This window comes from Microvirga makkahensis, assembly GCF_009830105.1.
GTDB classification, from domain to species: domain Bacteria; phylum Pseudomonadota; class Alphaproteobacteria; order Rhizobiales; family Beijerinckiaceae; genus Microvirga; species Microvirga makkahensis.
The window spans coordinates 28,037-54,511 of sequence record NZ_WURB01000027.1; the positions used below are offsets into that span (position 1 = coordinate 28,037).

General features: G+C 63.0%; 28 protein-coding genes and 1 tRNA gene. 13 read left to right on the top strand and 16 right to left on the bottom strand.

Annotation, left to right across the window (positions count from 1 at the left end; genetic code table 11):
- Positions 1-70 precede the first annotated feature (70 nt).
- Positions 71-766 carry a gamma-glutamylcyclotransferase gene (locus tag GR328_RS22375; RefSeq protein WP_160887798.1) on the top strand — a complete coding sequence of 232 codons (696 nt, stop codon included), beginning with the start codon at positions 71-73 and terminating at the stop codon, positions 764-766.
- Between the two features lie 128 nt (positions 767-894).
- Here GR328_RS22375 and GR328_RS22380 read toward each other — a convergent pair whose 3' ends face one another.
- On the bottom strand, positions 895-1,806 hold the full coding sequence (locus GR328_RS22380; protein WP_160887800.1) for an MBL fold metallo-hydrolase: 912 nt from the start codon (positions 1,804-1,806) through the stop codon (positions 895-897).
- 347 nt (positions 1,807-2,153) lie between these two features.
- On the opposite strand from GR328_RS22380, the gene GR328_RS22385 reads away from it, so the two are divergent.
- Positions 2,154-2,612: a hypothetical protein gene (locus GR328_RS22385; RefSeq protein ID WP_160887802.1), complete on the top strand. Its 459-nt coding sequence runs from the start codon at positions 2,154-2,156 to the stop codon at positions 2,610-2,612.
- Positions 2,613-2,650: 38 nt separating this feature from the next.
- On the opposite strand, the gene GR328_RS22390 is transcribed toward GR328_RS22385, so the two are convergent.
- Positions 2,651-3,265, bottom strand: a complete 615-nt coding sequence (locus GR328_RS22390) for a DUF938 domain-containing protein (protein ID WP_160887804.1) — start codon at positions 3,263-3,265, stop codon at positions 2,651-2,653.
- A gap of 123 nt (positions 3,266-3,388) precedes the next feature.
- Positions 3,389-4,558 carry an alpha/beta hydrolase gene (locus tag GR328_RS22395; RefSeq protein WP_160887806.1) on the bottom strand — a complete coding sequence of 390 codons (1,170 nt, stop codon included), beginning with the start codon at positions 4,556-4,558 and terminating at the stop codon, positions 3,389-3,391.
- A 225-nt stretch (positions 4,559-4,783) separates the two neighbouring features.
- Here GR328_RS22395 and GR328_RS22400 point away from each other — a divergent pair, with 225 nt between their 5' ends.
- Complete coding sequence (locus tag GR328_RS22400) at positions 4,784-5,920, top strand: alginate lyase family protein (RefSeq protein ID WP_160887808.1); 1,137 nt, start codon at positions 4,784-4,786, stop codon at positions 5,918-5,920.
- A 25-nt stretch (positions 5,921-5,945) separates the two neighbouring features.
- Here the strand turns inward: GR328_RS22400 and GR328_RS22405 are convergent, their stop codons facing one another.
- Positions 5,946-6,845, bottom strand: coding sequence for an SDR family oxidoreductase (locus GR328_RS22405; RefSeq protein WP_246216038.1), 900 nt, complete (start codon positions 6,843-6,845; stop codon positions 5,946-5,948).
- Between the two features lie 165 nt (positions 6,846-7,010).
- Between GR328_RS22405 and GR328_RS22410 the strand changes: the two genes are divergently transcribed.
- Positions 7,011-7,715: a glutathione S-transferase N-terminal domain-containing protein gene (locus GR328_RS22410; RefSeq protein WP_160887810.1), complete on the top strand. Its 705-nt coding sequence runs from the start codon at positions 7,011-7,013 to the stop codon at positions 7,713-7,715.
- 26 nt (positions 7,716-7,741) lie between these two features.
- Here GR328_RS22410 and GR328_RS22415 read toward each other — a convergent pair whose 3' ends face one another.
- A complete protein-coding gene (locus tag GR328_RS22415) occupies positions 7,742-8,890 on the bottom strand; it encodes an amidohydrolase (RefSeq protein ID WP_160887812.1) in 1,149 nt (382 codons plus the stop codon).
- 45 nt (positions 8,891-8,935) lie between these two features.
- Positions 8,936-9,853 carry an MYG1 family protein gene (locus GR328_RS22420; RefSeq protein WP_160887814.1) on the bottom strand — a complete coding sequence of 306 codons (918 nt, stop codon included), beginning with the start codon at positions 9,851-9,853 and terminating at the stop codon, positions 8,936-8,938.
- A gap of 252 nt (positions 9,854-10,105) precedes the next feature.
- Between GR328_RS22420 and GR328_RS28655 the strand changes: the two genes are divergently transcribed.
- The 5 genes from GR328_RS28655 to GR328_RS22445 all read left to right on the top strand — a co-directional run bounded on the left by GR328_RS28655 (position 10,106) and on the right by GR328_RS22445 (position 13,027).
- A complete protein-coding gene (locus tag GR328_RS28655; protein WP_160887816.1) occupies positions 10,106-10,222 on the top strand; it encodes a cation transporter in 117 nt (38 codons plus the stop codon).
- A gap of 160 nt (positions 10,223-10,382) precedes the next feature.
- Positions 10,383-10,757, top strand: coding sequence for a CopM family metallochaperone (gene copM, locus GR328_RS22430; protein WP_160887818.1), 375 nt, complete (start codon positions 10,383-10,385; stop codon positions 10,755-10,757).
- Positions 10,758-10,949: 192 nt separating this feature from the next.
- Entirely contained in the window at positions 10,950-11,249 is a 300-nt protein-coding gene (locus tag GR328_RS22435) for a hypothetical protein (protein WP_160887820.1), read from the top strand.
- A gap of 211 nt (positions 11,250-11,460) precedes the next feature.
- Positions 11,461-11,940 (top strand): DUF411 domain-containing protein, encoded by a 480-nt coding sequence (locus GR328_RS22440; protein WP_160887822.1) that lies wholly within the window; start codon positions 11,461-11,463, stop codon positions 11,938-11,940.
- 43 nt (positions 11,941-11,983) lie between these two features.
- Positions 11,984-13,027 (top strand): ribonuclease Z, encoded by a 1,044-nt coding sequence (locus GR328_RS22445; protein WP_160887824.1) that lies wholly within the window; start codon positions 11,984-11,986, stop codon positions 13,025-13,027.
- Here the strand turns inward: GR328_RS22445 and GR328_RS22450 are convergent.
- Positions 13,000-13,461 (bottom strand): DUF2726 domain-containing protein, encoded by a 462-nt coding sequence (locus GR328_RS22450; protein ID WP_160887826.1) that lies wholly within the window; start codon positions 13,459-13,461, stop codon positions 13,000-13,002. The genes GR328_RS22445 and GR328_RS22450 overlap by 28 nt on opposite strands.
- Before the next feature lie 146 nt (positions 13,462-13,607).
- Between GR328_RS22450 and GR328_RS22455 the strand changes: the two genes are divergently transcribed.
- Positions 13,608-14,312, top strand: a complete 705-nt coding sequence (locus GR328_RS22455; protein WP_160887828.1) for a L,D-transpeptidase — start codon at positions 13,608-13,610, stop codon at positions 14,310-14,312.
- Between the two features lie 92 nt (positions 14,313-14,404).
- The gene (locus tag GR328_RS22460; protein WP_160887830.1) at positions 14,405-15,607 is read left to right on the top strand and encodes a peptidoglycan L,D-endopeptidase MepK; all 1,203 of its coding nucleotides are present in this window, start codon (positions 14,405-14,407) and stop codon (positions 15,605-15,607) included.
- 6 nt (positions 15,608-15,613) lie between these two features.
- On the opposite strand, the gene GR328_RS22465 is transcribed toward GR328_RS22460, so the two are convergent.
- Positions 15,614-16,042 (bottom strand): RNA polymerase sigma factor region1.1 domain-containing protein, encoded by a 429-nt coding sequence (locus tag GR328_RS22465; RefSeq protein WP_160887832.1) that lies wholly within the window; start codon positions 16,040-16,042, stop codon positions 15,614-15,616.
- 119 nt (positions 16,043-16,161) lie between these two features.
- Positions 16,162-16,419, bottom strand: coding sequence for a hypothetical protein (locus tag GR328_RS22470; RefSeq protein WP_160887834.1), 258 nt, complete (start codon positions 16,417-16,419; stop codon positions 16,162-16,164).
- A gap of 123 nt (positions 16,420-16,542) precedes the next feature.
- Between GR328_RS22470 and GR328_RS22475 the strand changes: the two genes are divergently transcribed.
- Positions 16,543-18,510 (top strand): PhoX family protein, encoded by a 1,968-nt coding sequence (locus tag GR328_RS22475; protein WP_160887836.1) that lies wholly within the window; start codon positions 16,543-16,545, stop codon positions 18,508-18,510.
- Between the two features lie 136 nt (positions 18,511-18,646).
- On the opposite strand, the gene GR328_RS22480 is transcribed toward GR328_RS22475, so the two are convergent.
- The 7 genes from GR328_RS22480 to GR328_RS22510 form a co-directional block, all read right to left on the bottom strand.
- Positions 18,647-18,723 (bottom strand) — tRNA-Asp (locus GR328_RS22480).
- A 144-nt stretch (positions 18,724-18,867) separates the two neighbouring features.
- Positions 18,868-19,092 (bottom strand): hypothetical protein, encoded by a 225-nt coding sequence (locus GR328_RS22485; protein ID WP_160887838.1) that lies wholly within the window; start codon positions 19,090-19,092, stop codon positions 18,868-18,870.
- A 31-nt stretch (positions 19,093-19,123) separates the two neighbouring features.
- Complete coding sequence (locus GR328_RS22490) at positions 19,124-19,627, bottom strand: peptide deformylase (protein ID WP_160887840.1); 504 nt, start codon at positions 19,625-19,627, stop codon at positions 19,124-19,126.
- 26 nt (positions 19,628-19,653) lie between these two features.
- Positions 19,654-20,049, bottom strand: coding sequence for a VOC family protein (locus tag GR328_RS22495; RefSeq protein ID WP_160887842.1), 396 nt, complete (start codon positions 20,047-20,049; stop codon positions 19,654-19,656).
- 252 nt (positions 20,050-20,301) lie between these two features.
- Positions 20,302-21,342 (bottom strand): hypothetical protein, encoded by a 1,041-nt coding sequence (locus GR328_RS22500; RefSeq protein ID WP_160887844.1) that lies wholly within the window; start codon positions 21,340-21,342, stop codon positions 20,302-20,304.
- Entirely contained in the window at positions 21,342-24,233 is a 2,892-nt protein-coding gene (locus tag GR328_RS22505) for a penicillin-binding protein 1A (protein WP_160887846.1), read from the bottom strand. Before GR328_RS22505 ends, GR328_RS22500 begins: the two co-directional genes overlap by 1 nt.
- 199 nt (positions 24,234-24,432) lie before the next feature.
- Positions 24,433-25,182 carry an SDR family oxidoreductase gene (locus GR328_RS22510; RefSeq protein ID WP_160887848.1) on the bottom strand — a complete coding sequence of 250 codons (750 nt, stop codon included), beginning with the start codon at positions 25,180-25,182 and terminating at the stop codon, positions 24,433-24,435.
- Between the two features lie 69 nt (positions 25,183-25,251).
- Between GR328_RS22510 and GR328_RS22515 the strand changes: the two genes are divergently transcribed.
- Positions 25,252-25,665 carry a DUF1236 domain-containing protein gene (locus tag GR328_RS22515; protein WP_160887850.1) on the top strand — a complete coding sequence of 138 codons (414 nt, stop codon included), beginning with the start codon at positions 25,252-25,254 and terminating at the stop codon, positions 25,663-25,665.
- Positions 25,666-26,475 lie beyond the last annotated feature (810 nt).

Below are 26,475 nucleotides of genomic sequence, written 5' to 3' on the forward strand. Positions count from 1 at the left end.
GGTACCGATTGCGATCCGAGGAGACAGGCCCCTCGCGATCGTGCAGATAGTCACACGCGTGGAGATTGGAATGGAAGGATCGACCGCGTCGAAGCGGCCTCATCGCCTGACCCGAGAAGCGCTCCAGGACGGCTTCGTCCATGAGATGATCACCCGAGCCGGGATCGACCTGCCCGTCATGAGCGACGATGAACGACGCGCATCCCTCAAGGCGACCCTCGCCGCGCAGCCTGTCTCGGGCGACGTCTGGCTGTTCGCCTATGGTTCGCTGATCTGGAACCCGGCCTTTCACTATGTCGAGCGCAAGCCCGTCCTGATCCGGGGCTGGCATCGCGAATTCTGTCTGTCCACTCCCATCGGTCGCGGGACACCGGAGAACCCCGGCCTGGTCCTCGGCCTCGACCGCGGCGGCTCCTGCCGGGGCGTGGCGTTTCGCGTCGCGCGCGCCGAGGCGGAGGCCGAGCTCGAGCTGGTGTGGCGACGCGAGATGGTGACGGGCTCCTATGTGCCGCGCTGGGTCAAGCTGCACGGGCCGGACGTGCCCTTCGGCACGTCCGGAATCGCCTTCACCATCAACCGCAACGCCCGGAATTATGTGCGTCCCACCTCCGAGGCCGAGACCGCCCGCGTTATCGCCACCGCCTGCGGCGCTCTCGGTTCCTGCCGGGACTATCTCTTCGATACGATCCACGGCCTAGAAGGGTTCGGAATCAGGGATCATCACCTGAACCGCATCGCCCATCGGGTGGCCGAACACCAAGGTTGAGCGATCTCGCCGGAACTGATTCAGGAAGTCTCTTCCGCCCGGAACGCTCACCTGTTTGACGGCTCCGAAGCCGCTGGCGAGCCGCGCTACGACTACCCCGGCTCCCTTCGTCGTTACCGTCGGCCCCGTCATTCGTCCCACGGCGCTCCCGGGAACGCATCGAGGGGGATCTTAAGGTAGCGTTTGCCGTTGCCCTCCGGCTCCGGCAGGCGCCCGCCGCGGATGTTCACCTGGAGCGAATGCAGGATGAGCCTCGGCATCGGCAACTCGCGATCCCGCGCCTCGCGCAGGGCCACGAACTCCTCTTCGGTCTTCGCCTTCACCAGGTGCTTGTTCTCCCGCCGCTGCTGCGCCACCGTGCTTTCCCACTTCGGTTCACGCCCGCCCGGCTGGTAATCGTGTCCGGTGAACAGGCGCGTCTCGTCCGGCAGGGCCATGATGCGCTGGATGCTGTTCCACAGCGCCTTGGCCGATCCGCCAGGGAAGTCGGCGCGGGCCGTGCCGCTGTCGGGCATGAAGATCGTGTCGTGGATGAAGGCCGCATTGCCGACCACGTATGCTATCGAGGCGAGCGTGTGACCCGGCGTGAACATCACCTCCACGTCCATGTTGCCGATCCGGAAGCGCTCCCCATCGGCCAAGAGCTTGTCCCATTGCGATCCGTCGGCCGGAAAGCTGTCGGGCCAGTTGTAAACGCCCTTCCAGAGCTTCTGGACCTCGACCACCCTCTCGCCGATAGCGGTGGGTACGCCCGTCCTGTCCTTCAGGTAGCCTGCCGCCGAGAAATGGTCGGCATGAGGATGCGTATCGAGGATCCACTCCAGGATGCAGCCTTCGCGCTCGATATGGGCGAGGAGTTCGTCAGCCTGAATCGTTGCCGTCGCGCCGGACTTCGGATCGAAGTCGAGGACCGGGTCGATGATCGCGCATCTCTTCGTCTCGGGATCGGCGACCACGTACTGGACACTGCCGGTGCGCTTCTCATAGAAGCCCTTCACGATGGGGCGGCCACGCAAGGGCGACGAAGACTGAGTGGACATTGCTGCTGCTCCTGTTTCTAACGGACGGAGTCCCGAAGGGCTTTGCAACGGCGCGCGGTCTGACCACGGCCGCCGACGGGCTTCTCGACTTTCGCCTGCTTGCGGTGCAGGCTGAAGGGGACTGCGACGAGGTGAGCGATGCGCAGCTCTGCGATGACGCACCGGATCGTCGGGCTCCCAATTGCCTCAGGCTCGATTTTCATACGGGCATGCGCAAACCTGTAATATATGAGCCATATCTAATTTAGCATAATCTTATGTTCGCGCAAGGGGTCGGACGACAGGCTGGCCGACGTGGAACCTCGGCGCCAACGCACCGTTGCATCCGTTGTTGCAGGAGCCGAGCCATGGTTGCGAGCACCGTCGAGCGCGTCCGGAGGCATACCAGTGCGGCCGCGAATCGGGCCGTCATGCATGAGATCGCCGCGAGCGTTCGCTGGCATGCGGCTCACCCCGAGGGGATCGACCGCAGGCTGCAAGAGCTCGACCGGGAATGGGATGTCGAACGGACGCTGGAGGCGAATGCCTCGACCTTGGCCTTCACGGGCGTGGTGCTCGGGGCCACGGTGGACAAGCGCTGGCTGGCCCTCCCCGCAATGGTAACGGCGTTCCTGTTCCAGCACGCGGTGCACGGCTGGTGCCCGCCACTTCCGATCCTGCGGCGGCTCGGCTTCCGCACAGCGCGCGAGATCGATACCGAGCGGTATGCGCTGAAGGCGCTGCGCGGTGATTTCGGCCCGATCGGACCCGGCCCCCACGACCAGGACAGCCGCGCCAGCCACGCACTCCAGGCTGCCCGTCTCTAAGACAGACGCGATCGGAAGGAGCCCCCTGCCCCCGCCCCTTACCGTCGGAAAACGAGGCTCAGGTTGTTGGCAGGCATCGGAATGCGCTCGACCAACTCCAGCCCGTAAGCGCGCGCGAGTTCCGCCACCGCTTCCAGGTCGCGCACGCCCCATTCCGGATTGCGGCGTCGGAGATCGGCATCGAAAACTTCGTTGCTGGGAGCGGTATGCGCGCCACTCTCCTTGTAGGCGCCATAGAGATAGAGCACGCCGCCCGACGACAGAAGGCGCCCCGCCCCAGCCATCAGCCCCTGTGTCGCCCGCCAGGGAGAGATGTGGACCATGTTGATCGCCACCAGAGCGTCGGCCCGCTCCACGGGCCAGTCCGGGGAGGCGGCATTCAGTCTCAGAGGTGCAAGAAGATTGGGCAACCCGGAAGCGGCCCGATGCGCGGCAATGCTTTTCAGGGCCGAGTCGTCCTGATCGGTGGGCTGCCATGTTAGGTGCGGCAATGCCGCAGCAAAGTACGCGGCATGTTCACCGGTTCCGCTCGCAATCTCCAGAACTGTCCCGCTCTGCGGGAGGATCCGCCCGAGGACGTTCAGGATCGGGTCGCGGTTCCGCGCTACCGACGGGGACGTAAGGGCTTCGCTGCGGTTCTGCCGGTTCGTCATGGCGAAAATCAGATCCTTGAGCATGCATCGGGCGGACTGGCCCGCCCTAGGGAAAGAAAACCATCATACGACATCTCCGCCTGCCGTTCGCGGCCGATCCGGGCGGACCACCGGGCCGAAGCTCTAACGGATCGGCTCACCGGCCAGAGCCTGTCCGACGAGGGTGAACGGCGTCGAGAGAACCGTTCCGGCTGCATTGAACACGAAAGCCCCGGCCTGGCGCAGTGGGTCACCGGAGCCGCCTCGGGGCGCCACTGCGGAATACACCGCCGCGAAGCTCACGAAGCGGTCGTGATTGAAAGCATCGGGAGCCGTGAGCGTTGAGATGTCCACGACCCGCAGGCCCTCCTGCCGGGCGATGGCCTGGACCCGGACATCCTCCACGTCGAGCGTGCCGACCCTCTCGCGGCCGCCGGACAGGCGGCTTGAGGCCGCCAGCGCCCAGTCATCCTTCGAGACCAGGATGGTCAGCGGGGGCGACATTCGGCCGACCGCCGCCACCTGGGTTCGGAACACGTCGAGGTCGATATCGGGAGCAGCGAGAACAACCTGAAGGCGCGCAAGCACATCGCCCCTCCCCTGAAGGCGCAGTTGGCGCAAGGTCTCCATCGTCAGCCATCCCCCCATGCTATGCCCGATCACGGCCACGTTCCGCACGGAGCGCTCCCGCGTCAGCATTGAAAGGACCTGGGCGAGATAGTCCCGCGAATAGGTTACGCCTTCCCTATCCGCCACATAGCCGGTGATAGCGGCCTCGGACGGCCAGGCGAACAGCACCGGCACCGTATCCAGCTGCGAATCGGCGCTCAATTGGGCGAGGCGGAACAGGGCCTCCTGGAAGCTGGTGTTGTATCCGTGGACGAAGACGCCCACGTCATGCCTCCGTCCCGCCCGGCTCCCGACTCTTCTGCGAAACGTTTCTTCGTCCAGAACCGTCTGGCGGATAGTGGCGAAGCTGGTGGCCGGGTCCGGGGTGGAACCGGGCCACTCGATCTCGCCCGCCTTGTGCCCAGGCGGGATCGAGATCGAGAATTCAGCATAGTTGAGCCTGGCCGATCGCTCCGTCGTGAAGACATTCCGCCCCGGCGAGGCTCTCTCGCGAGTCGTCGCCACATAGACGGTGACCGTCCGGGCACCGGGGACCGTCGCCGCGACAGGCGTCAGGACCTCAGGTCCCGGCCGGCTCGCGCAGGCGCTCAGAACAAGCGCCAGGAAACCGGCGATGGCGTGCACGAGCCATGAGCGTCCATATGCGGCCAGCTCGACCCGTGAGCCGCTTCCTGCTGTCGACATGGAAAGATGTATCATTATTCTCTTGCTCGGGAAACAGGGACGGCCTCGCACCATAGGGGTGTGCTAACATGAAATTCCTGCTTTGCGAGTCCGGTCGCGCCCGCATGAGAGAAAGCAACTGCCGCTCATGGCCATGGCGGATCACTTGCCCATTTCTCGATCCTCGGGCTGATCTTGCATCGCGCCCCTCCCGGACTAGTTCATGGTCGAGAGGGGACCGGGACCATGAGCGATCCACGACGCGCCAAAGGACACGCAGCCCTGCAGCGCATCCACGATGTCAAGCTGTGGGGCTTGCTTGGCTTTGCCGCCCTCGGCCTTTTGCTATCCGTACCCGGAGCAAAAGCCCAGGGCGTGGGCTACCTGATCCCCGCCCCTGCACCGGACAATCTGCAGAAGACGCCGCGATACGATTGCGAGACGCCGGGCGAGCCCCTGATCACGCTCGACGTGAAGAGCAAATACAGGCAGGACGATGCCTCCCGCTCGACCATCGACGAGGAAGCGGAAGAAGCCTATTCGGAAGCCGTGGAGCCCCTGCGCAACTACGGGAGGGCTCTGGTGAAGATCTCCAACGCCTATGCGAAGTCGGAACCGAGGAACACCGCAGCCGCTGCCTGCGCGCTCACTTGGCTCGACACGTGGGCCAAGGCGAATGCGCTCACCGAGATGCGGTCGAGGCAAGCGAGCCACAACCAGGGCCAGGCGGTGGGCGGTATCGCATTGGCGTATCTGCAGATCCGCAACGCGCCGGGGCTGCCCGACGACCAGAAGAAACGCGTCGAAGTCTGGCTCAACAGGCTGGGGCACCAGGTGGCGGATGCCATGAACAGGAACGATGGCGTTTCGGGCCGGAACAACCACCGCTACTGGAGCGGTCTGAGCGCCATCGCCGCCGGCATCGCAAGCGGCGACGAGAAGCTGATCAAATGGGGAGCGGACAGCGCGCGGATCGGAATCGGACAGATCACCAAGGACGGCACTCTGCCGCTGGAGCTCAGGCGTGCGAAGCGTGCCCGCGACTACCACACCTTTGCCGCAGAGCCGCTGATCGCGACCGCAGAGCTCGCAAGGACGCAGGGCATCGACCTCTATGCGGAGAATGATAAGGCCCTGTCCCGACTCGTCGGGCGCGTGGTCGAATCCTTCTCCGACCCCTCTTTCTTCGAGAAGGCGACCGGTTCCGAGCAGGAGCCATATCGGGGCGACGGCACCGTGCCGAGTTCACGCATCGCCTGGCTCGAGATTTATCAGAGCCGCTTCCCGTCGCCTCAGGCGGAGACGCTGCTCGCATCCAAGCGCCCCGTCGCCTCAAGCGGCATCGGCGGGAACACGACCTTGCTGTTCAAGGAAAAGGATTGAAGCTCCCTTCCCGGCTGCAAGGGATCTACGGCTGCCCGCTGCCACCGGCTGCCCCATAGACCTGACCTGTCGCATAGCTTGCGTCGGCTGCTGCCAGCTGGACATAGATCGAGGCGAGTTCAGCAGGCTGGCCCGGACGTCCCATCGGTGTGTCGCCACCGAATTGCTGGATCTTTTCCTGCGTTGCACCGCCGCTGACCTGGAGCGGCGTCCAGATCGGACCGGGCGCGACGCCGTTCACCCGGATGCCTTTGGGGCCGAGCTGTTTGGCGAGTGATTTCGAGAAGTTCATCATTGCCGCCTTGGTCATGGCATAGTCGACCAGATTGGCGGACGGATCATAAGCCTGCTCCGAGGTGGTCTGGATGATCACCGATCCCGGCTTCAGATGCGGCAGCGCCGCCTTGGTGATCCAGAACATGGCGTAGATGTTGGTCTTCATCGTCGCATCGAAATCCTCCGTCGTCATGTCCAGGAGCGACTGGCGCTGTTGCTGCCGGCTGGCATTGTTGACGAGGATATCGAGACCGCCGAGCTCACGGACAGCATCGGCCACGATCCGCGAGCACAAGGCTTCGTCGCGGATATCGCCTGGCAGGGCGACCGCGATCCGCCCCTCCCTCTCGATGAGATCGATCACCTCGCGGGCATCGGGCTCCTCGTCGGGATGATAGCTGATTGCGACATCGGCGCCTTCACGGGCATAGGCGATCGCCGCCGCTCGTCCCATGCCGGAATCGCCTCCGGTGATCAGCGCCTTGCGCCCTTGAAGGCGGCCGGAGCCCTTGTAGGTGGTCTCGCCATGATCGGGACGCGGGTCCATCTTGCTCGCCAATCCAGGCCATGGCTGCGACTGGGAGGGAAACGGAGGTTTCGGATATTTTGTGGTCGGATCTTCCATGATGACGCCACCCGTGCTTGCCATTCGGACCTTCGCGGGCTTCGCAGGAACGATGCCGAGCAGGCCGCCCACGAAACCGGACCGGCATCGTTACGAGCGGTGCCGCGTCCCTTCCGCTGAATCAGATCTCCGGTTAACAGCTCAAAGGAGGCCCGGTTCAATCAACGGCCCTGACGATTGGAGCACTTCATGACAGATCTCTCGGCTTTCCCGATCACCCGGCGCTGGCCCGCAGCCCATCCCGACCGGCTGCAGCTCTATTCGTCCCCCACGCCCAACGGCGTGAAGGTGTCGATCATGCTGGAGGAGATCGGCCTCCCCTATGAGCCGCACAGGATCGATATCGGCGCGGACGAAACCTGGACCGAGGAGTTCCTGTCTCTCAATCCCAACGGCAAGATCCCGGCCATCATCGATCCCGAAGGGCCGGGAGGGAAACCCTTGGGCCTCTTCGAGTCCGGCGCGATCCTCCTCTACCTTGCTGAAAAGAGCGGCGAGTTCCTTCCGCGGGATCCGGCGCTCCGCTACGAAACCGTTCAATGGGTGTTCTTCCAGATGGCCGCCGTCGGCCCGATGTTCGGCCAGCTCGGCTTCTTCCACAAATTCGCGGGACGCGAAATCGAAGACAAACGGCCGCTCGAGCGTTATCGCTCGGAGACGAAGCGTCTGCTCGGAGTTCTGGAAAAGCGCCTCGATGGCCGCCAATGGATCATGGGCGGCGAATACAGCATCGCCGACATCTCCCTTCTCGGCTGGGTGCGCAATCTCATCGGTTTCTATGGCGCACGGGAGCTTGTCGAATACGATACGCTTGAGAACGTTCCCGCCTGGTTGGAGCGCGGCCTTGCGCGTCCGGCCGTGCAGCGCGGTCTGGAAATTCCGAAACGCTCCTGAGAAACAGCGGGTTAGGCCCTCCAGGCCTAACCCAGCAGATCCCGCAGCGTGCGCATGAATACACGCGCGCCAATGCCGATCAACTCGTCCGGGAAGTCGTAATCGGGATTGTGAAGGGCCGCGTGGCGCTCGCCTGCCCCGAGGAAGAACATCGCAGCCGGAGCGTTGCTCCCGAGATGCCCGAAATCCTCCGAGGGCCGCATGGGCAGGTCGCCCCGATCATGCGCCACCCCTTCGGCATCGAGGGCGCGGCGCAGATGAGCCACCGCCTCGGGCGCGTTCTCGCAATGCCGGAAGACGTCACTGTATGTAACGTCGAGGGACAAGCCGCTCGCGCGGGCCGCTTCGGTCGCCAGGTGCTCGGCCTTCACGACGAGGTCGTCCATCCCTGCATCGGTGAGGGTGCGCAGCGTCGCCCAGACCTCCCCGTGGGCGGGCGCGATCCCGAAAGCAGGTTCTCCGATTCGGGCATGCGTGATCGTGACCATCGCGAATTTCTCGTCCATGGGGCCGCCGCTCCCGAGGGCGGTGAGCGCCGGCATCAGACGAGCTATGGCATTGACCGGTGAGAGCCCTGTTTCGGGCATCGAGGCATGAGCCGTTTTTCCTCTGAGGACGATGCGCATGCCGCGCGAAGCGCAACTGACCGGCCCCTCGACCAACGCCACCTTGCCGAAGGCCATGCCAGGAAGGTTGTGAAGAGCGAACACGAAATCCGGTGCGATCTCGCGGAATTTCGGGTCAGCCGCCACCCCAGCGGCCCCGGCGCCGGTTTCCTCCGCCGGCTGGAAAAGCAGGACAACACGGCCGCGCCGGGGGCGCTGACGGCCCAGACCTCGGGCGAGAGCGGCAAGAATTGCCATATGTCCGTCATGCCCGCAAAGATGGGCCTTGCCGGGGATCTGCGACCGATGCGGCGCTTCGGAGATTTCCTGGATGGGCAGGGCGTCGAGCTCGGCGCGGAACATCAGCGTCGGACCGGGCTGACCGCCTTCGAAAACGCCTGCGACCCCGTGTCCGCCGATTCCCGTGACGGTCCGGTCGGCCCCAGCCGAGGCGAGCAGAGCCTGAACCGTTCGAGCGGTTCCAGCCTCTTCTCCCGAGATTTCGGGGGTGCGGTGAAGTCCGCGCCGCCACTCGGTGAGTTCGATGATGTCCTGCTGGGTCAAGAACATGGGAAGTGGCTCCGCCCGGCCGCCAAGCGGCCTCGGGGACGACGGTCAGATTGCCTCAGCCGCCTGGCCGGCCGCAATCGCCTGCTCTGCCAAGCGAATGGCGGAAGCCTGTGAACGGGCCCCGCAGATAAAGCCGCTTGGATGGCAGAATACTCCGTCCGAAATGCCGGCGGCCTTGGAGAAGGCCTCCTCCTGCAATCCGCGCCAGGACTCGGGAAGCGACAGTCTCTGGCCGAAGGAATTCGGCTCCGGCGGGATCGTGCGGCAATACCAGGACGTCGAATCCTCGTTCGGATAGATCACGAACAGCAGATCCGTCAGGCCATTCTCGAACACCGCCTTCTCCCACGGGAGCTTGCGATCGAGCACAATCACATGAGGGTTCTTCTGGGGGGTCTTCGCCGCCCCGGCCGCCGTCAGCACGAATGAGGCGGCCTTGGCCTCCGCGTAGGCTTGGCGGCAGGCCCGCTGCAGAACGCCGTGGGCCAGACCCGCCGCCTCCGAGAAAGCCTCATCATAGGTTTGGATGCTGTCCCAGGTCGGGTTGAAGGCCTCGATCAGCAAGGCGAGATGGCTGGGGCTTGCCGTCGCGATGCCGTTATCCGCCTGGTCGATCGGGAGTACGATGCCCGCATCCACATCGTGCCAGACGGAATCCAGCATGCTCTCCTCGATGCCGGGTACAAAACGAGGCAGGGCAGCCCGGCCGTAATCACGCCAGATCAGGCCAACGGAACTATAAGGCGTACCGTCCTCCCGGCGCGGCAGGTCGCGCATGTGGTGATCGTACCGCTTCCTGGCAGGGGCATACACCCCGCCCACGTCGAATACCAAATCGGCAGTGGCGATCAGAGCCGCATCGCGGGTGCGGATGAAATCGAAATCCCCAAGGGCGGCACGCAGAATGACAGATGCGAACACGTCATCCGCATGGAATGTCCCGCTATGGGTTACGATCCTCATTGCCTTTCCAACCTCAGTTCAAAGACCTGCAAGTCTCACGGTTTGCGATTCTCCGCAGCAAAGCTGCCTGAGCCATATAAACTTATCAACAAAGCGTGGAATAGCGACGATGGAGCAGAACGGGCATTTTCCGGTTGTGGCCGCGACGCTGATCCTCGCGAAGGTCCCACCGGGGCTTTGCCGCCCCTCGCTTGACCTTGCCCCGATGGGAAGGCCTAGAAGGTCAGGATCCGATTCGTGAGGAATAATGTCATGCATCACGTCCGTGTTCCCGGGATGACCTGCGGCGGCTGCCCAGGGGCCCTCACGAGAGCGATCCAAAAGCTCGACCAGCAGGCACTTATCGAGAGTGAACTCGAAAGAGTATGATTTCAACGACTCGGAGAAGTCCGACGCATCGCTGCTTAGGGCGCTCGAAAACGCCGGATACCCGGCCAAGCCTGTCTCCAGCAACCGCTGGAGCTGTCCCTGGCTCCGTTCTGAACCAGACGCGCGCTATTCGTTCCAGCCACCAACAAGGACATTGAAGATGATTGTACGCTCTCTGATCATTGCGGCAGGCTTCGCGGCCCTGCCCGGCCTCGCAGCGGCGCAAGGCACCCATAGCGGCCATTCGATGCCGATGCAGACACAGCAAACCGCCGGCAGTCCAGCCACCAAGGCGTACCGCGATGCCAACGCGAAAATGCATCGCGACATGGACATTGCCTATACCGGCGACTCGGACATCGATTTCGTCAGAGGCATGATCCCCCACCATCAGGGGGCCATCGACATGGCCAAGGTCGCCCTGCGGCACGCGAAGGACGAGCAGATTCGCAAGTGGGCTACGGACGTCATCCGGGAGCAGGAGCGCGAGATCGCGGAAATGCAGGCCTGGCTGAAGAAGAAGGGCGTCCATTAAGGCCGGACCCCATTCGGATGCTGGTGGAGGTTGCTGTTTCGGCCATGGCTGCGCCTCAACCTTGGCGATGTCATTCCACCTCTGGAGCGTGTACAGAGGCGAGGCTGCGCACTCGTGAGGAGTTCCCTGCTTCGAACGAGAGGGCTCGTGCGTTAACGGGTATCCCTTGCGGGCGACAGGAAAGGAAAAACCATGTTCACGCTTACAATCAGCGACAAGCCGATTGCCATTACCAATGCCGATGAGGAGGAAGCCCGCGAGCTCCTCATGAGCGAGGACTTCAAGGAAGACCTCAAATACCTGGAGAGCGAAGGCGCTCCGATCTGGGACGGCTTCGCCACGCTCAACGTGCGGCCTGCAACCGAAGAGGAAAAGGCCGAGTTCGAGGGTGCGGATTTCGACGACGAGGAAGACGGTGATGAGGAGGAGGACGGCCCCTACATCATGTTCCTGGTCGACGTGACCGACCCAGACGAGGCGGACGAGGACTAGGATCTCGCCTGAAAAGCACCGTTTCAGGACTGGAGGCCCGCTCCGACTCGCGGGCGGGCCTCTTTACGGGATCAATCCGTCGGTACGATCGGCTGGAGGCATGACGGATCGCTCCGCACCCAATATCTTGCCGTCGCCAGCCTCTGCTATCGGCTTTGCTATCCTTGGAAGGTCCAGAACACGAGCAAAGTGGCTCCATGGAGATTCGAACATGCGCCCCAAACCGACGATCAGCCGAAGGGCACTTCTGACCGCGCTCGTGGCCTCACCGGTCGCCGTGCGCACCGTTTTGGCGGAAACCCTGCCTAGGATGGTGGTGACCAAGGATCCCAGCTGCGGCTGCTGCGGTGCTTGGGTGGAGCATGCCCGCTCGTCGGGGTTTCTCGTCGAAGTCATCGAGTCCCCCGATCTCAACCGCGTGAAGGCCCGTCTCGGCGTGCCGCAGAACCTGGCCTCCTGCCATACGGCCCAGATCGGCGGCTATGTGATCGAGGGTCACGTCCCTGCGGATGCCATCAAGCGCCTTCTCGCCGAGAAGCCCGACGCCAGGGGACTCGCCGTGCCTGGAATGCCGGTGGGATCGCCAGGAATGGAGGTCGCAGGCACGGAGCCGGAAACCTATGACGTGGTGCTCTTCGGCCCGGACGGTCAGCAGGCCTTCGCCCGCTACAAGGGGCGCAATCCGGCCTGACACGGACTGGGAACATGGAAACGAGACGGGCCGTTGGCCCGTCATGTCCTGGCTTGTTCAACCCCGCCTCGTCAACGAACCCTTCGGCGACCCATGCGTGTATCTGGATTTCCGCTTTGGTCGCCGGGCGATCCTTTTCGATCTGGGAGATGTAAGCCCACTCTCCTCGCGCGAGTTGCTGCGGGTCAGCCATGTTTTCGTCTCGCATACTCATGTGGACCACATCGCCGGGTTCGACCGCCTGTTCAGGCTGTGTCTTCACCGTCCCTCGCCGCTCGTCCTGATCGGGCCACCCGGCTTCGCCGACCGGATTGAGCACCGAATCCGCAGCTTCACCTGGAACCTGCTGGACGAAAACTCGATTGATTTCTGCCTTCGTGCCATGGATTTCGACGGCCATCGCCTCGTGACTGCCGCTGAATTCCACGCCCGCGAGGCCTTTGCCCGACGCGCCGCGCGACCGCCTGAATTCCCCGAAGGCGTCGCATGGGCTGAGGCGGATTTCACCATCGATTCCGTGGCGCTCGACCATGGCATTCCCTCCCTCGCCTTCGCTCTGAAGGAGGTGATGCAGGTCAATGTCTGGCGTGGAGCGCTCGCGCAAATGGGGCTGTCGCCCGGCCCTTGGCTGAACGAGGCCAAAGGTGCCGTCCGCCGAGGCAGGCCAGATGACCATCCGATCACGGTCTCGAACAATGAATCCATCAGTCTGGGGGAACTGAAGCTCCGCGCCCTGCGCTTGGCTCCGGGCCAGGTCGTCGCTTATGTCACCGACGCTGCGCCGCATGCGGAGAACCGCGACAGAATTCTTAGACTGATCGACAGGGCGGACCAGCTGTTCATCGAGGCGGTCTTTCTCGAACGCGACCGGCACCTCGCCGAGGCCTCGCGTCACCTCACGGCCTGGGAGGCGGGTGCGATCGCCCGTGAGGCCGGCGTCCGGCACGTAACCCCGTTCCACCACTCGGCGCGCTATCTCGCCGAGCCCGATGTGCTGCGCCAGGAACTCATCGAGAGCTTCAGCGCCGGCGAGCTCGATCCCTCAGGACATGTGATCTGTCATGGAGCGGAGAAAACGGCATCATAGATCTGGTCCGGGCTCGGGCGCCTGTTGGATGGGAACCGCAACACCCGGTAACCGCAGGATTTGAGGATCTGGTCGCGCTTGGCATCGCGCCTTGCATCGTGAGAGCGGTCGTCCAGTTCGATCAGGGCGACCACCTCCATATCCCGGGCGATCACCCAATCGACCCGTGCATTCGAGATTTGCTTGAACGCGACCCAGAAGGTGCGGCTCCCTTCCCTCGCCTGCGGCCGGACGAGAGCCAGGAGCGGCACCTGGGGCCAGATCTCGCAATCGGGGAGCGCCTGGAGCAGGCGCTGATAGAACTCCTGCTCGTTCGCAGTCATCACCGATGTACGGCGATAGCGCACCCGGCGAACCCAGATCAGGGCGACGATGAAAGCCAGGACGAGCAGCGTAATGCCTGCGGCCCAGGTCCAGGATATGTTCTCGGTCATCGGACTTTCCCCCAGTCCTCGTGCGTTCATCGAACCGCATCTTCAGACACCTAGCCATGTCCGCCGGACAAGCCAGGCTTCATGAAACCGGCGCGCCCGGTCACGCGTCTTCATATTGCCAGGTTGAAGTCTTGGGGAGAGTAAAGATGGATCTCAATCGTCGCGCCTTTGTTCTGGGCCTTCCGGCGGCGGCCGTTTGCTCCAGCCTTCCGGGCGGCTCGAGCTTCGCACAGCAGGCGGTATCCCGTTCTGTCTATCAGGCTATGTATGCGCCGATCGAGAACGATCTCTATCCGATCCCCGGCATCGATATTTCGCAAATCAACAGGAACTATCTGCGCCGGGTCGTCTCCTACGAGACAAGCGAAGCGCCCGGGACCATCGTGGTCGATCCCAGGAGCCGCTATCTCTACCTCGTTCTCAGGGACGGCATGGCCGTCCGCTATGGGGTCGGCGTGGGACGCTCCGGCTTCAGTTGGTCCGGCAGTGCCGTGATCAAGGACAAGCAGGAATGGCCCGACTGGTATCCTCCGAAGGAGATGTTCGAACGACAACCCGAGCTGATGGAGCAGATGGGCGAGTTGCCCGGCGGTCCCGGCATGCCCGGCGGTCCGGGCAATCCGCTCGGAGCCCGCGCCCTGTATCTCTGGCAGGGCAACAAGGATACGCTCTATCGAATTCATGGTACCTTCGAACCCTGGACCATCGGCACCAATGTCTCGTCGGGATGCATCCGCATGATCAACCAGGACGCGATCGACCTCTACAATCACACGCCTCTCGGCACGAAGGTGGTGGTGCTCGGCTCTTCGGGAGGCCGGCGAGGCCAACATTCCGCTAGGGCATCGTAGACGCGAGAACGAAGTATTAAGCCTATTTTTGCCATGGTTGACCGCCAAACCTTCCACAAGGGTAGCGGGACAAAACCAAAATGCGGGACATCATGGCCCGACCGAAACGGTCGCTCGGCAAGCATCATGCGGTGCATGTGCTCGCGGAAAACTGCAGGCGCAACAGGAAAAAGAGCCTTAATATTGCATATATTCTGGCCGGGGCGGTCGGCCTGCTCGCATTCTATCCATGGAATCTGACCGTTCACGCCAGTGGCGAGACGCGCACCTTGAGCTTCGTCCATACCCACCGGCAGGACAGCCTGACCGTGACCTTCCGCCGGAACGGACGATACGACGAGCAGGCTCTCGGGCAGCTCAACTGGTTCCTCCGGGACTGGCGCAACGACAAGCCGGCGCGCATGGACCCGCGCCTCTTCGACGTGCTGTGGGAGGTCTACCAAGAATCCGGGTCCCGGCAGCCCATCCATATCATCTCCTCTTATCGCTCCCCCGAAACCAATTCCGCCCTTCGCCGCCGCTCGAGCGGCGTGGCGGAGAATAGTCAGCACATGCTGGGCAAGGCCATGGATATCCGCCTGCCGGACGTTCCCACGGCACGGCTCCGGGAAATCGCCATGCGCCTGCAATATGGTGGCGTCGGCTATTACGGATCGTCTGATTTCGTGCATGTGGACACGGGCAGCGTGCGCGCTTGGCCGCGCATGTCGCAGCAACAGCTAGCCCGCCTTTTCCCCGATGGGAGAACGGCGCACCTACCCGCCAACGGCAGGCCGCTTCCCGGCTATGAACAGGCCCGAGTTCAGATCGCCGCCCGCAATGCGGCGCTCGCCCAGCAGGCCTCCGCCGGAGGCGGATCAATCGGATCCCTTTTGGCAAATGTCTTCGGACGAAAGACGCAGTCGCAGCCGCAAGCGCCCGTTCAGCAGCCGATCGTGGTCGCTTCTGCGGTACCCGAGAATGTCGCATCGCCCGCGCCGCTCCCGCCGCAGCGGCCGCAGGATCTCGTGCGTCAGGTCGCCGTGGCCCAGCCCCCCATGCCGCCAGCCCGGATCACGGACGTCTCGCCGGTAATGGGCAAGGCAACGGCCACTTTCGAGCCCATTCTGGGCTACAACGTGAAAGCCGCCGTCCGATCGCTCTTCGAGCCCAAGACCGCACTGCTCGATATGAGATTCTCCCCAGGATCGCCCGATGATCTGAATACCGCTCGCTTCACGGGTCCCGCGATCAAACCGCTACCGCGTCTTGAGCAGCAGCAGGGCCCCGGCACCTTGTGGGCAAAGGCCGGCTGACAGGCCCTATGCGGCTGTCGCGAAGATGATGAGCGAAAATACGGCGAAGGCGAGAACGCCGGCTCCTGCGACAACCCAATGAGCGGGAGGCATGAGCAGAGCCGTATCCTGACGGGGCTCTGAAAGAGGGAGCTTCGCCGGTTGCAGAGGCTCCGACTTGGTAGGCTTGGTTTTATTGCGAGGGCCTGGAAAAGGAATGATCTCAGCGCTCCGGCGGGGCGTCGATGCAGGCTTCCGCTCAGGCGATATCAGTCCCGGCTCGAGTTCGACCGGAACCCCCGTCTCCTCCAAGTGGACCACGACCAGCGCAATGTCTTCCGCGCTCATGCTCTCGATGGGAAGTCTGGCCCGCAGATCCTCTGTGGTGAGATGCCCCCGCTCGCGGCCGAGGGAGATCAAACGGTCCAGAATATTGCTGTCGAGTGCCGGCTGCATGAGGGCATCACCTCAGGATTGGACAAGGCTCATCAGCCTAACGCCGCAATCTGGCGAGGTGTTGCACGCTCAAGGAAGGTGCGGCAGTTTTTTTGAGGTTGGCTCCCGCCCCAGCCGCCTCAGTTCTTCGTTGCGTTGGAAGCCTCCTGCAGGGCCTCCTTCTGCTGGCGGACCTGCTCGGACAATTGTTCGGCGATGGCGGCAAGGCGGGCGGCCGCCACCTCCTTGCCGAGCACCTCGACTTGGCCTGCCAGCCCCACCGTGAGCAGGGACTCGAAGATGATGTCGGCGGGCAGGCCTTTCTTGATCAGCTCGATGGCGAGCTTCTGCCATTGGTCGGCCAGCTGGAGACGGAGCGCGGAGTTATCGTCGGTCATGACTCGATCCATACACGATACGGCGCGCCCTGTCCCCGGCAATCGTCCTGGAACCGGAATCTGTCACTCAGCTTACATGGAACCGTTCTAAGGCGGTTTCGTCCCATAAGACGGAGAAGCCAAATGGAAGAGCACAAGGCTCGCCTTCGCGCGAGCGAGCTGGAGGATTCGGGTGATCTCGGGATCAACCCGACGGAAAACCTCACGATGGGCGAGATCATCGCCACGCGATTCAACCGGCGCGATCTCCTGCGCGGCTCGCTCGCCGTGGCCGCCATTTCCGCGACCGTCGGCACGAGGGCGCTGGCGGCCAATGAGCAGCCCGCCAACAAGGTCACGGCAGGCTCTTTCGACTTCAAGGAAATCGAGGCCGGCGTCGATCAGACCCATCACGTCGCCGAAGGATATGATGCCCAGGTGCTGCTGCGCTGGGGTGATCCCATCTTCCCGGACACTCCTGAATTCGATCCCATGAACCAGACAGCGGAACGCCAAGCCCGTCAGTTCGGATACAACAGCGACTTCATCGGCTTCATTCCGATTGACGGTTCGAGCGATCACGGCCTTCTCGTCGCCAACCACGAGTACACGAACGATGAACTCATGTTCCCCGGCGTCGGCGCTCAGGATGCAAAGGATGCCGGCTTCTCGAAGATGACCAAGGAGCTGGTGGATATCGAGATCGCTGCCCATGGCGGTGCTGTCGTCGAGATCCGCCGCGTCGGCGGAAAATGGCAGGTGGTCAAGGATTCCAAGTACAATCGCCGCATCACCGCCGATACTCCCATGGAGATCACCGGCCCTGCAGCCGGCCACGACCGCATGAAGACCGCCGCCGACCCGGCGGGCCGGCAGGTCCGGGGCATGATCAACAACTGCGCCGGAGGTATGACGCCCTGGGGGACCTGGTTGAGCTGCGAGGAGAACTTCAACGGCTACTTCTGGGGCAAGGTCGCCGAGGATCACCCCGAGGCCAGGAACTACAAGCGCTACGGCATCGGCAGGCCCGCCTATGCCTGGGGCAAGTTCCACGAGCGGTTCGATCTGGCTAAGGAGCCCAACGAGGCGAACCGCTTCGGCTGGGTCGTCGAGATCGATCCTTTCGACCCGACCTTCACGCCGAAGAAGCGCACGGCTCTCGGCCGCACCAAGCACGAGGGTGCCGCCGGAATCACCAACAGCGACGGCCGCTACGTGATCTATCTCGGCGACGATGAGCGTTTCGACTATGTCTACAAGTTCGTGACCGCCGGAAGGGTCGATCCTCAGAACAGAGCCGCCAATTTCGGCCTGCTCGACGAAGGCACTCTCTTTGTTGCCAAGTACAACCCGGACGGAACGGGCACCTGGCTGCCGCTGGTTCACGGCGAGGGACCGCTCACCGATGCCAACGGCTTCAAGAGCCAGGCCGACGTGGTGATCGAGACCCGCCGTGCGGCAGACCTGCTGGGCGCGACGAAGATGGACCGGCCCGAGGACATCGAGGCGAACCCGCAGACGAACCGCGTCTACGTCATGCTCACCAATAATACCCGCCGCAAGGACGATCAGGTGGACTCCGCCAATCCCCGCGCGAACAACGCCTTCGGCCACATTGTCGAGATGATGCCGGAAGGCGGCGACCACGCCTCGGCCGCTTTCAAGTGGGAGGTTCTAGTCAAGTGCGGCGACCCTTCCGTGGCTTCCGTGGGGGCCACCTTCTCGTCCGAAACCACCCGGAACGGGTGGTTCGGCATGCCGGACAACTGCACCATCGACAGCCAGGGCCGCCTCTGGATCGCCACCGACGGCAACAACGCCAAGGCCACGGGTCGAGCCGACGGCCTCTGGGCGCTGGAGACGGAGGGCGAGTTGCGGGGGACGTCCAAGCACTTCTTCCGTGTTCCGGTCGGCGCGGAATTGTGCGGTCCCTGCTTCACGCCGAACGACGAATCGCTGTTCGTGGCCGTGCAGCATCCCGGCGAGCCGGAGGACGACGTTGCAGCGGACTTCGAGAATCCGATCACCCGCTGGCCGGATTTCAAGGACGGCGTGCCGCCCCGCCCTTCGGTGCTCGTCATCACCCGACAGGGTGGCGGCAAGATCGCCTGATCGGTCCACAGGATCATCCGGAACATGACAAGGGAGTTCCCGCGACCTCCCTTGTCGTCCTCGGGGTCGCGTCGCCGCCCACTCGCTGCGGCTGCGCCAAGCACGTGATGAGAGATCCGATCATTCAGGGCGAAAGTGGCGCGGGCGACGGGGCTCGAACCCGCGACCTCCGGCGTGACAGGCCGGCACTCTAACCGACTGAGCTACGCCCGCGCATTTCGTCTCCAGCGCGTCCGGCACGAAGGCTCGAATTTCCGCGGTGGAGGCGCGCTCGTACCGGTGATTGAGCGGGCTGTCAAATGTTGTTTTCGCCATCCACAGGCCCACCGTGCTTCTCCGGCTGAAAATCCTCTCCCGTCAATCCCGTGCACTGATGGAGAACACCTCGTACCCTGCCCCGTTCAGCACGCGCACAGCCTCCACCTCCGGGTCGCGGGATTGCGGGCGGCGGGCGAGCGAGAACACCTTCAGGGCGCGCTCCTTTGCCTTGTCGAGGGAATCGGTGCGGACCATGATCCGGCGGATCACCCCGCCTCCGGTCTCTTCCGAGGCGACGGTTTCGATGCGGTAGATTTCAACCACGAAGGAGCAACTCCACTTGAGACAGACTCCGCTACGCCCCAAGGCGCCGGAGCTTGTCAAATTTCCTGATCAGGCGATCCCGCTTGAGCTTCGACAGACGGTCGATCCAGAAGATCCCCTCGAGCTGATCGATTTCATGCTGATGGCAGACAGCCATCAGGCCCTCCGCCTCCTCTTCATGCTCCGCCCCGTCGAGATCGCTGTAGCATACCCGCACACGGGCATGCCGTTCGATCTCCTCGGTCACGCCCGGCATCGAGACGCTTCCCTCCACATGCCGGATCATCACGGGCGAGGCCCAGACGATTTGCGGATTCACGTAGATATGTGGAGCGGGATCCTTCTCGAGCTGGATGACCACGAGACGCTCGGGCACCCCGATATGGGAAGCCGTGATGCCGATGCCAGGAGCGGCCCGCATGGTTTCCGTCAGATCCTGCGCCAGCGCGCGGAGCCTGCCGTCAAACGCGGTGACGGGCTCCGCCCTCCGGCGCAGGCGCGGATCGGGAAAGCGAACGATGGGACGGATCGCCACAGGGGAGGCTCCTCACCGGGAAAAGTTTATTTGTACCGGCCGCCGCGCTGCAGCACTTCAATCTTGTAGCCGTCTGGATCCTGAATGAAGAAGAACCTCGCCAGCAGCCTTCCCTGATGGATGAAGTCCTTGATCGGCTGGGGATTGAGGCCCAGCTCCGTCATCCGGGCATGGTCCGCCTCCAGATCATCGACTGAGACGGCAAGGTGGCCGTAGCCGTCTCCCAGGGCGTAAGGCTCGGTCCGGTCGTGATTGATTGTCAGTTCAACTTCGAAATCGCTTTCCGGGTTGCTCAGATAGACCAGGGTGAACCCATCGAAGCCGAACCGTTCGGCGACGTCGAGTCCGAAAGCCTTCTTGTAGAAGTCGAGCGAGCGCTGCTCGTTCAGAACCCGGATCATGGAATGAATGGCCTTCGCCATAGGAAATCCTCACTGAATTCGATGCTCGTGGAGAGCGCCAGCTGCCCTAATGGGAGGGCGCTTCCGTTCACGGCACATAGTCGAGAAAACGTGAACCTGCCAAGCTCCATGGCCGGCCAGGAGCCCGGAACCTCGTTTCGCCCTGGCCGCTTGACTTGGCACGGAGGCATCACACCCGCAACCCCTTATCGCCTCCGCCAACTCACAGCCCCGTTCGGCCCGCTTTAGAACGGGGCCTTTTCATGCCAGGAATTACTTGTCCAACATCTCCGCAATGGAACGGATCCGGTTGCGGACATAGCGGGGTAACCCGGCACTGATGGAATTGCCGGTATTGAACGAGCTCTTGCCCATGAGAACCTGAACGGGAATGAGATTGCGCAACACGGGAATGCTCGCGAACTCCTTCTTCTGCTGCAGCACGTCGGTTTCGATTCCGAGCACCATGAAGACGGTTGCTACCGACTTCGTCCCATCTGAGGGGTGCGGCTGAAGAACTGCCATCAGCTTCCCGAATTGCATCACCTGGTTCACGTCGAACAGGGTCTGCTCGAGAACACCGGCCACAGGAGCCTCGATATTGGTAAGACCTGCCAGCCCCGCCTGGTCGATCTCCGACGGAGGAATCACCCGGATCTCGCTCTGGAACTCCATGAATTCCGAGATCTTCCTGCCGCCCTCCTCCAGCTTGTTGGCGAGACGGATCCCCACCGGGATCCGCCCTTCGAGCGGATAGCGGGATTCGATGCACAGGCTCTGCGGAGCTCCGCACCATCGCCGGTCAGGATTGCGGTTGTGAGCACTTTGCGGGTCCCGGTGCGGACGCACCTGATCGGCGGTGATGCGGCGGTGCTTGATGGAAGGATCGATCGCCTCCAGCACCTCCAGGCTCGCGAAGCGGTCCAGGTCGATGGCATCAGCAGGCTTCCCGATCAGGAAGCGCGCTTCCACCACATACACATGGAGCTTTTCGGTGTAGGGCTTCTCAATGCCATGGACGGACACCTTGATCAGCGGCTCCGCATAGCTCGGAAAGAGGCTCAGGAACCGTTTCTGCTGCGGCCGCTCGCGCGCCCAGTCCTCGAACCGCATGAGCCCTGTATCGCCATCGGCGATCTTGTCGCCCGCGTGATCGCTGACGAGGATTGTCTTCGCCTTGATGCGTTCAGGCGCCACGGCGGTCACCGAAGACACCTCCTCCATCCGGAACACCTCGGCCATCGATGGAATCACGGACAGAAGGAGAGCCGCCAGAGCGATCAGGCACGGGCGCCGAAGAGGAAGTGTTCTCATCAATAAACCCGTTGGTAGCCCCATGGATAATCAGGATCGACCCGGCGCGGTCTCTGGCGGGGCTCATCCTCCCACCACCAGGGTGCTCCCGGGTCCGAACGGCGTGGTGCGGGTTCGTTCCGGCGGAAGGAGTCAAGCCAACCCTGCCCCTGCATGTAGGGCGCCTCTTCATAGGGACTGTACGCGCCGTATTCGTCGCCATCGCTCCACGGATCGGGATGTCGCAGCGCATAAACCTCATCCTGAGGCACGAGTCGGTACTGCGTCTCGCTCAGCTGACCGAACCAGTTGAGCCGGAAATACTCAGTAAACGCACCGCGCTGTCCGTTCGTCAGCCGGTCGCCGGTATTGAGATCAATCGGCAAGGCGATGAGCTGCTTTTCAGCCCGAGATGAGGGCGGACTTAAGGGTGATTTCGGCCTGTGATGCTTCCAGGCCGCTTCCACGATGTCCTTGAAGATGGGAGCCGCCACCTTTGCGCCCGTCTGCCCGCGCCCGAGAGTCCGGCGTTTGCCGTCCGCATTGTCGTGTCCCACCCAGACCACCACTGTCACATCGTTGGTGAATCCTGCGAACCATGCGTCGTTCTCATCGTTCGAGGTGCCGGTCTTGCCCGCGGCATAGGGCGCAAGTGCCTTCAGGTTGCGGGCGGTGCCCCGTTCCAGCACACCCTGGAGCATGGTCTTCAACTGGTAGAAGGCGGCGGCATCGGCGGAACCGAGCCTCACCAGGGATTGCGCCTTGCGGCGGTAGACGTTGCGCCCCCGCTCCTCGATGCTGTCGAACGCATGAGGAACCGGCATCATGCCCTCGTTGGCGATTGCTGCGTAGAAGGCGGCGAGATCGATGATCCGTACCGGCTGCGCGCCGAGCACGAAAGGATAATGGGGCGTGCACTCCACGTAGAGTTGCGCCTCCAGGGCGAGTTCGCACACGTCCTGAAGACTTCTCGCGGGATCCGACTCGATGCCGCCGTCGAGGAGGCGGGCGGTCACGAGGTTCTTGGAATTTTCGAGGGCGCGCCGCAGGGTGACGATGCCTCCTCCGCCGCCATCGTAGTTCTTCGGCGTCCAGTAATCCCGCGCCCGCGCGTTCTCGCCGCCATTCACGGGCGGAAGCGTCACGGGCGCGTCCCACACCAGCGTGTTGGGTTGCAGCCCCTTGGCGAGGGCGGCGAGATAGGTAAGCGGCTTGAAGGCAGAGCCGGGCTGGCGATGCGCCTGCGTCACACGATTGAGCTGGCTCAGCGGATAGGAGAACCCGCCCGCCATCGCGAGGATGCGGCCGGTTCTGTTCTCCAGAACGACAGCCCCGCCCTGCACCGACGGCGGCGCCCTCAGATCCGCCCGAAGGGCACCCTTGCCCTTCCGCTCGATGATGCGAACGCGCACGACGTCATAAAGCTTCAAATCGCGGCGTGCCGCCTCCCAAGCATTGAGCGGCAGGATCCGGCCATCGGCCAGCCCAACCCGCAGAACATGTGTGCCCTTCTTCCTGTCTCGTCCGTTTTCGATCACGATGGCAGGCATCCAGTGGACATCGTAGAGCGGGAGCCGCGCATTCTCCAAGGCTCGGCGCCAGGATGGTCGCGCCACGTCGTCCTTGTTGCCGTCGAGTGCTTTGACGGCATCCGCCAGGTTCAGCTCCGGCGCCACGAACCGTTGGCGGCCGATGCTCATCTCGTAGCGGGCGAGCCCCTCCTGCAGCGCCGCCTCCGCTGCCTGCTGCAGGTCCGCATTGATCGTCGAACGCACAGTATAGGAGCCCGACGTGAGATTCTCGATCCCCGCTAGGGTGCGCGCGTCGCGTCGCAGATGATCCACGAAGTAGAAGCCACTCTCGCGGCGGGGGCGCCGAAATAGAATACGGGGTGGCAATGCGGCGATGGCTTGCCCTGCCTGCTCGGCGTTCAGGAAACCATCCTCCTGCATGCGGCTGATCACATAGGCCATGCGCTCACGCGCGCGATCCGGGTGCGTGTCGGGGTTGTAATAGTTGGGGCCCTTGGCCAATCCCGCGAGAAGCGCGCCCTCCGAGACCGAGAGCGCTTTGGCGCTTTTTCCGAAATAGCTCTGGGCCGCCATCTCGATTCCCCAGGAGGAGCGCCCCAGGTAAATGGAGTTGAGATAGATTTCGAGGATCTCCGGCTTGCTGAGAAGCCGCTCAACGCGGGAGGCGACGATCATCTCGCGCATCTTGCGCTCATAGGTCACATCGTCGCCGACGAGCAGGTTTTTGGTCACCTGCTGCGTAATGGTGGAGCCACCGGCGGGCCGGCCGGGATTGGCGAGATTGCTCACGAAGGCGCGGACGACCCCCCGTTCGTCGACCCCCTTGTGCTGATGAAAGCGCTTGTCCTCCGCCGAGACGAAAGCCTGCTGCACGGATTTGGGGATGTCCGACAGCGGCACCCACATGCGCCGCTGATCCGGTTCGTAAACTTCTGCAAACCGCCTGCCGCTTCCGTCCAGCACCACGCTGACGCCAGGCAACTTGAGTCCTTTCAGCTTTCCGGCATCGGGAAGATCGACCATGGCATTGTTGTAGTAGGTGATGACTTCGCCGAGATCGACCGGCGAAGGCGCCACCGTCTCGTTCTTGCAGAATAGGCGATAGCTGGCATGCAGATCGTTGAAGCTCAGCCCCTGGAGAATCTTTAGGTCGCCGGCAACCGCCTGCGGATCGTCCATGGCGGTCGAGATCAGCTCGTCGAGATTGATGTCCTCGATGTCGAAGGCGCGCCGCATATGTGCGCAGCCCTGCTTGAGGATTTCCCCGACCTCCTCTCGGTCCTGTCCCGGATCAAACGACGTCCTCACCGAATCCGGATCCACCAGAACCTGGCTCAGCGTGAGAGCCGTTGCGAAGATCTTGACGAGGATTGCGCTCATTCCGCCGTCATCCTGAAACGACCGGGCTCACTCGGAAGCTGAACCTGCGGTGAAGCAAGCCGGCCCATACCGGCTTGCTTCACCTTGTCGGAAGCAAGCTGAATGAAAGCTGGATAGTACGGCTGTTTTAGGACCGGCATCAGGGTCCATATGGAGCAGCACAGCCAGGCTTCCCAGCCCGACTTGGATTTTTTGCGCCCTAGCCACGCCCGACGAACGGCATCTTGGTCGCCATCACGGTCATGTTGAGCACATTCGCGTCCAAGGGCAGGCTCGCCATATAGACAACGGCCTGCCCCACATGAACGGGATCGATGGTCGGCTCCGCCATCACCGTGCCGTTCGGCTGCAAAACTCCTTCCGACATCCTTGCCGTCATGTCAGTCGCCGCGTTGCCGACATCGATCTGCCCGCATGCGATGTCATAGGCGCGACCGTCGAGGGAGGTGGATTTCGTCAGTCCAAGCACTGCGTGCTTCGTCGCCGTATAGGGGGCCGAGAAGGGGCGTGGAGCGTAAGCCGAAACGGAACCGTTATTGATGATCCGCCCGCCTCTCGGATCTTGCGCCTTCATCATCCTGAACGCCTCCTGCGTGCAGAGGAAAGCGCCTGTCAGGTTGGTATCCACGACACTCTGCCATTGCTCCAGGGTGAGATCCTCGAACGGAACGGGCGGCGCGCCGATGCCGGCATTGTTCACGAGGAGATCGAGCCTCCCGAACCTGTCCTTCACCATCGAAAACAGGTCCCTGACGGATTGCGCATCCGTCACGTCGGCCGTTGCCAGAATCGGCGCTCCGCCGATCTCCCGTGCTGCCCCCTCGAGCACCTCCCGTCGCCTCCCAACCATGACAACATTGTATCCCTCGTTCAGGAGCGCGGCGGAAATCGCCTTTCCGATGCCAGTTCCGGCACCGGTGACGATGGCGATCTTGGAATTACTGCTCATGTTTTCCTCTCTGTGGAACCGGCCAAGCTTTTTCGCGTTCGCATTCTGCCAACCGGAAAGGAGTCCGTCATGCGCAATCGTGTCCTACGCTCGGCCGCTACGCTGGCCGTGGTCACCCTCCCCCTCGCTCTCGCGGCTTGCCAGAGCGGAACCGCCTCAGGCGCCGCCGGCGGTGCCGTCACGGGCGCCATCGTGGGCGGCCCTGTTGGCGCTGCCGTAGGCGGCGTTGCCGGTGCGGCCGTAGGCGCAGCCCTGTCTCCGGAAGAATCCACCCGCGTCCGCAGTTATGTGGTCGCCCAGCGCCGCCCGTCCATCCGCGTCGCCGACGAAGTGGTCGTCGGCCAGCCGCTTCCCCCGCGCGTGCGTCTCTATCCCGTTCCGGAGAATGTCGGTCTCACCAATCCCTACAGCTATACCATCGTGAACGACCGCACGGTGCTTGTCGATCCGCAAACCCGCACCGTCGTTCAAGTCATCGACTGATCGGGATAATCTTCGAATGGAAAGGCGGCTCGCAGAGCCGCCTTTTTCTCTGCCGCACGGATCGTCGTGCCGTTACCGGCCCCATTTCACAGCACAGCTTCCAGGACGACGAAGTCGCCGGCCTCACACGCTTCATCGTGACATGATGGCTGGAAGAAGCTCTACCCTGAAAGGGACCGCGTGGCGCCCCCTCCCCGCCACCTTCGAAACACGCGATGCGCTCACTATATGTCTCATGGAAGACAGGCTTGGACTCAGGGCCGGAAAGGCGCTGAGCCCCTGCTTTTTCTCTTGCGGAATAATTCGAATCGCTTATATCGGCGCGACCTGGCGCGTCGCCTGTCGGCCTCGCGCTTTTTCCGGACAACGCAGCGATTTGTTCAGGCAGCAATGCAGGGACGGTCGCACTCGTGCCGGAACCAGAGACAAGATGATTATCTCTGGCGTGGTCCAAGAGCCTTGATCTGCAGTTTTGGCTGCGGAGTTTGGGCTCCTCTGGGGGCAAGATCCAAGTATTGGCTGCGGGGCTTAGGCTCTATTGGCGGGTATGGTCTGGAAGACATCTGTTTTCCGGGATGGGATTTGCTTTGTCTGTTGTTTCGGCTGCCTGCCGAGCACTCGAGAATGGTTCGAAAATTCTTCGAATTGAGTGTTGACCTGGCGGGCCGGATCGAGTAGACATCCCTTCATCGACGGCGGCCACGGGGTGGCTGCTTCTGGCGGGGTCCTTTGCGGGATGCTGGCCGGGCGCCTCTGGTGGGGTGTGTTTTTTGCTCTTTGACAAGTGAAGAAGGAAGAAGAAGCGTAGGC

Excerpts from the sequence above, each read along its gene's own strand:
- GR328_RS22375 (WP_160887798.1), top strand. The coding sequence starts at position 71 with ATGGAAGGATCGACCGCGTCGAAGCGGCCTCATCGCCTGACCCGAGAA.
- GR328_RS22380 (WP_160887800.1), bottom strand. The coding sequence starts at position 1,806 with ATGTCCACTCAGTCTTCGTCGCCCTTGCGTGGCCGCCCCATCGTGAAG.
- GR328_RS22385 (WP_160887802.1), top strand. The coding sequence starts at position 2,154 with ATGGTTGCGAGCACCGTCGAGCGCGTCCGGAGGCATACCAGTGCGGCC.
- GR328_RS22390 (WP_160887804.1), bottom strand. The coding sequence starts at position 3,265 with ATGACGAACCGGCAGAACCGCAGCGAAGCCCTTACGTCCCCGTCGGTA.
- GR328_RS22395 (WP_160887806.1), bottom strand. The coding sequence starts at position 4,558 with ATGTCGACAGCAGGAAGCGGCTCACGGGTCGAGCTGGCCGCATATGGA.
- GR328_RS22400 (WP_160887808.1), top strand. The coding sequence starts at position 4,784 with ATGAGCGATCCACGACGCGCCAAAGGACACGCAGCCCTGCAGCGCATC.
- GR328_RS22405 (WP_246216038.1), bottom strand. The coding sequence starts at position 6,845 with ATGGCAAGCACGGGTGGCGTCATCATGGAAGATCCGACCACAAAATAT.
- GR328_RS22410 (WP_160887810.1), top strand. The coding sequence starts at position 7,011 with ATGACAGATCTCTCGGCTTTCCCGATCACCCGGCGCTGGCCCGCAGCC.
- GR328_RS22415 (WP_160887812.1), bottom strand. The coding sequence starts at position 8,890 with ATGTTCTTGACCCAGCAGGACATCATCGAACTCACCGAGTGGCGGCGC.
- GR328_RS22420 (WP_160887814.1), bottom strand. The coding sequence starts at position 9,853 with ATGAGGATCGTAACCCATAGCGGGACATTCCATGCGGATGACGTGTTC.
- GR328_RS28655 (WP_160887816.1), top strand. The coding sequence starts at position 10,106 with ATGCATCACGTCCGTGTTCCCGGGATGACCTGCGGCGGCTGCCCAGGG.
- copM (WP_160887818.1), top strand. The coding sequence starts at position 10,383 with ATGATTGTACGCTCTCTGATCATTGCGGCAGGCTTCGCGGCCCTGCCC.
- GR328_RS22435 (WP_160887820.1), top strand. The coding sequence starts at position 10,950 with ATGTTCACGCTTACAATCAGCGACAAGCCGATTGCCATTACCAATGCC.
- GR328_RS22440 (WP_160887822.1), top strand. The coding sequence starts at position 11,461 with ATGCGCCCCAAACCGACGATCAGCCGAAGGGCACTTCTGACCGCGCTC.
- GR328_RS22445 (WP_160887824.1), top strand. The coding sequence starts at position 11,984 with ATGTCCTGGCTTGTTCAACCCCGCCTCGTCAACGAACCCTTCGGCGAC.
- GR328_RS22450 (WP_160887826.1), bottom strand. The coding sequence starts at position 13,461 with ATGACCGAGAACATATCCTGGACCTGGGCCGCAGGCATTACGCTGCTC.
- GR328_RS22455 (WP_160887828.1), top strand. The coding sequence starts at position 13,608 with ATGGATCTCAATCGTCGCGCCTTTGTTCTGGGCCTTCCGGCGGCGGCC.
- GR328_RS22460 (WP_160887830.1), top strand. The coding sequence starts at position 14,405 with ATGGCCCGACCGAAACGGTCGCTCGGCAAGCATCATGCGGTGCATGTG.
- GR328_RS22465 (WP_160887832.1), bottom strand. The coding sequence starts at position 16,042 with ATGCAGCCGGCACTCGACAGCAATATTCTGGACCGTTTGATCTCCCTC.
- GR328_RS22470 (WP_160887834.1), bottom strand. The coding sequence starts at position 16,419 with ATGACCGACGATAACTCCGCGCTCCGTCTCCAGCTGGCCGACCAATGG.
- GR328_RS22475 (WP_160887836.1), top strand. The coding sequence starts at position 16,543 with ATGGAAGAGCACAAGGCTCGCCTTCGCGCGAGCGAGCTGGAGGATTCG.
- GR328_RS22495 (WP_160887842.1), bottom strand. The coding sequence starts at position 20,049 with ATGGCGAAGGCCATTCATTCCATGATCCGGGTTCTGAACGAGCAGCGC.
- GR328_RS22500 (WP_160887844.1), bottom strand. The coding sequence starts at position 21,342 with ATGAGAACACTTCCTCTTCGGCGCCCGTGCCTGATCGCTCTGGCGGCT.
- GR328_RS22505 (WP_160887846.1), bottom strand. The coding sequence starts at position 24,233 with ATGAGCGCAATCCTCGTCAAGATCTTCGCAACGGCTCTCACGCTGAGC.
- GR328_RS22510 (WP_160887848.1), bottom strand. The coding sequence starts at position 25,182 with ATGAGCAGTAATTCCAAGATCGCCATCGTCACCGGTGCCGGAACTGGC.
- GR328_RS22515 (WP_160887850.1), top strand. The coding sequence starts at position 25,252 with ATGCGCAATCGTGTCCTACGCTCGGCCGCTACGCTGGCCGTGGTCACC.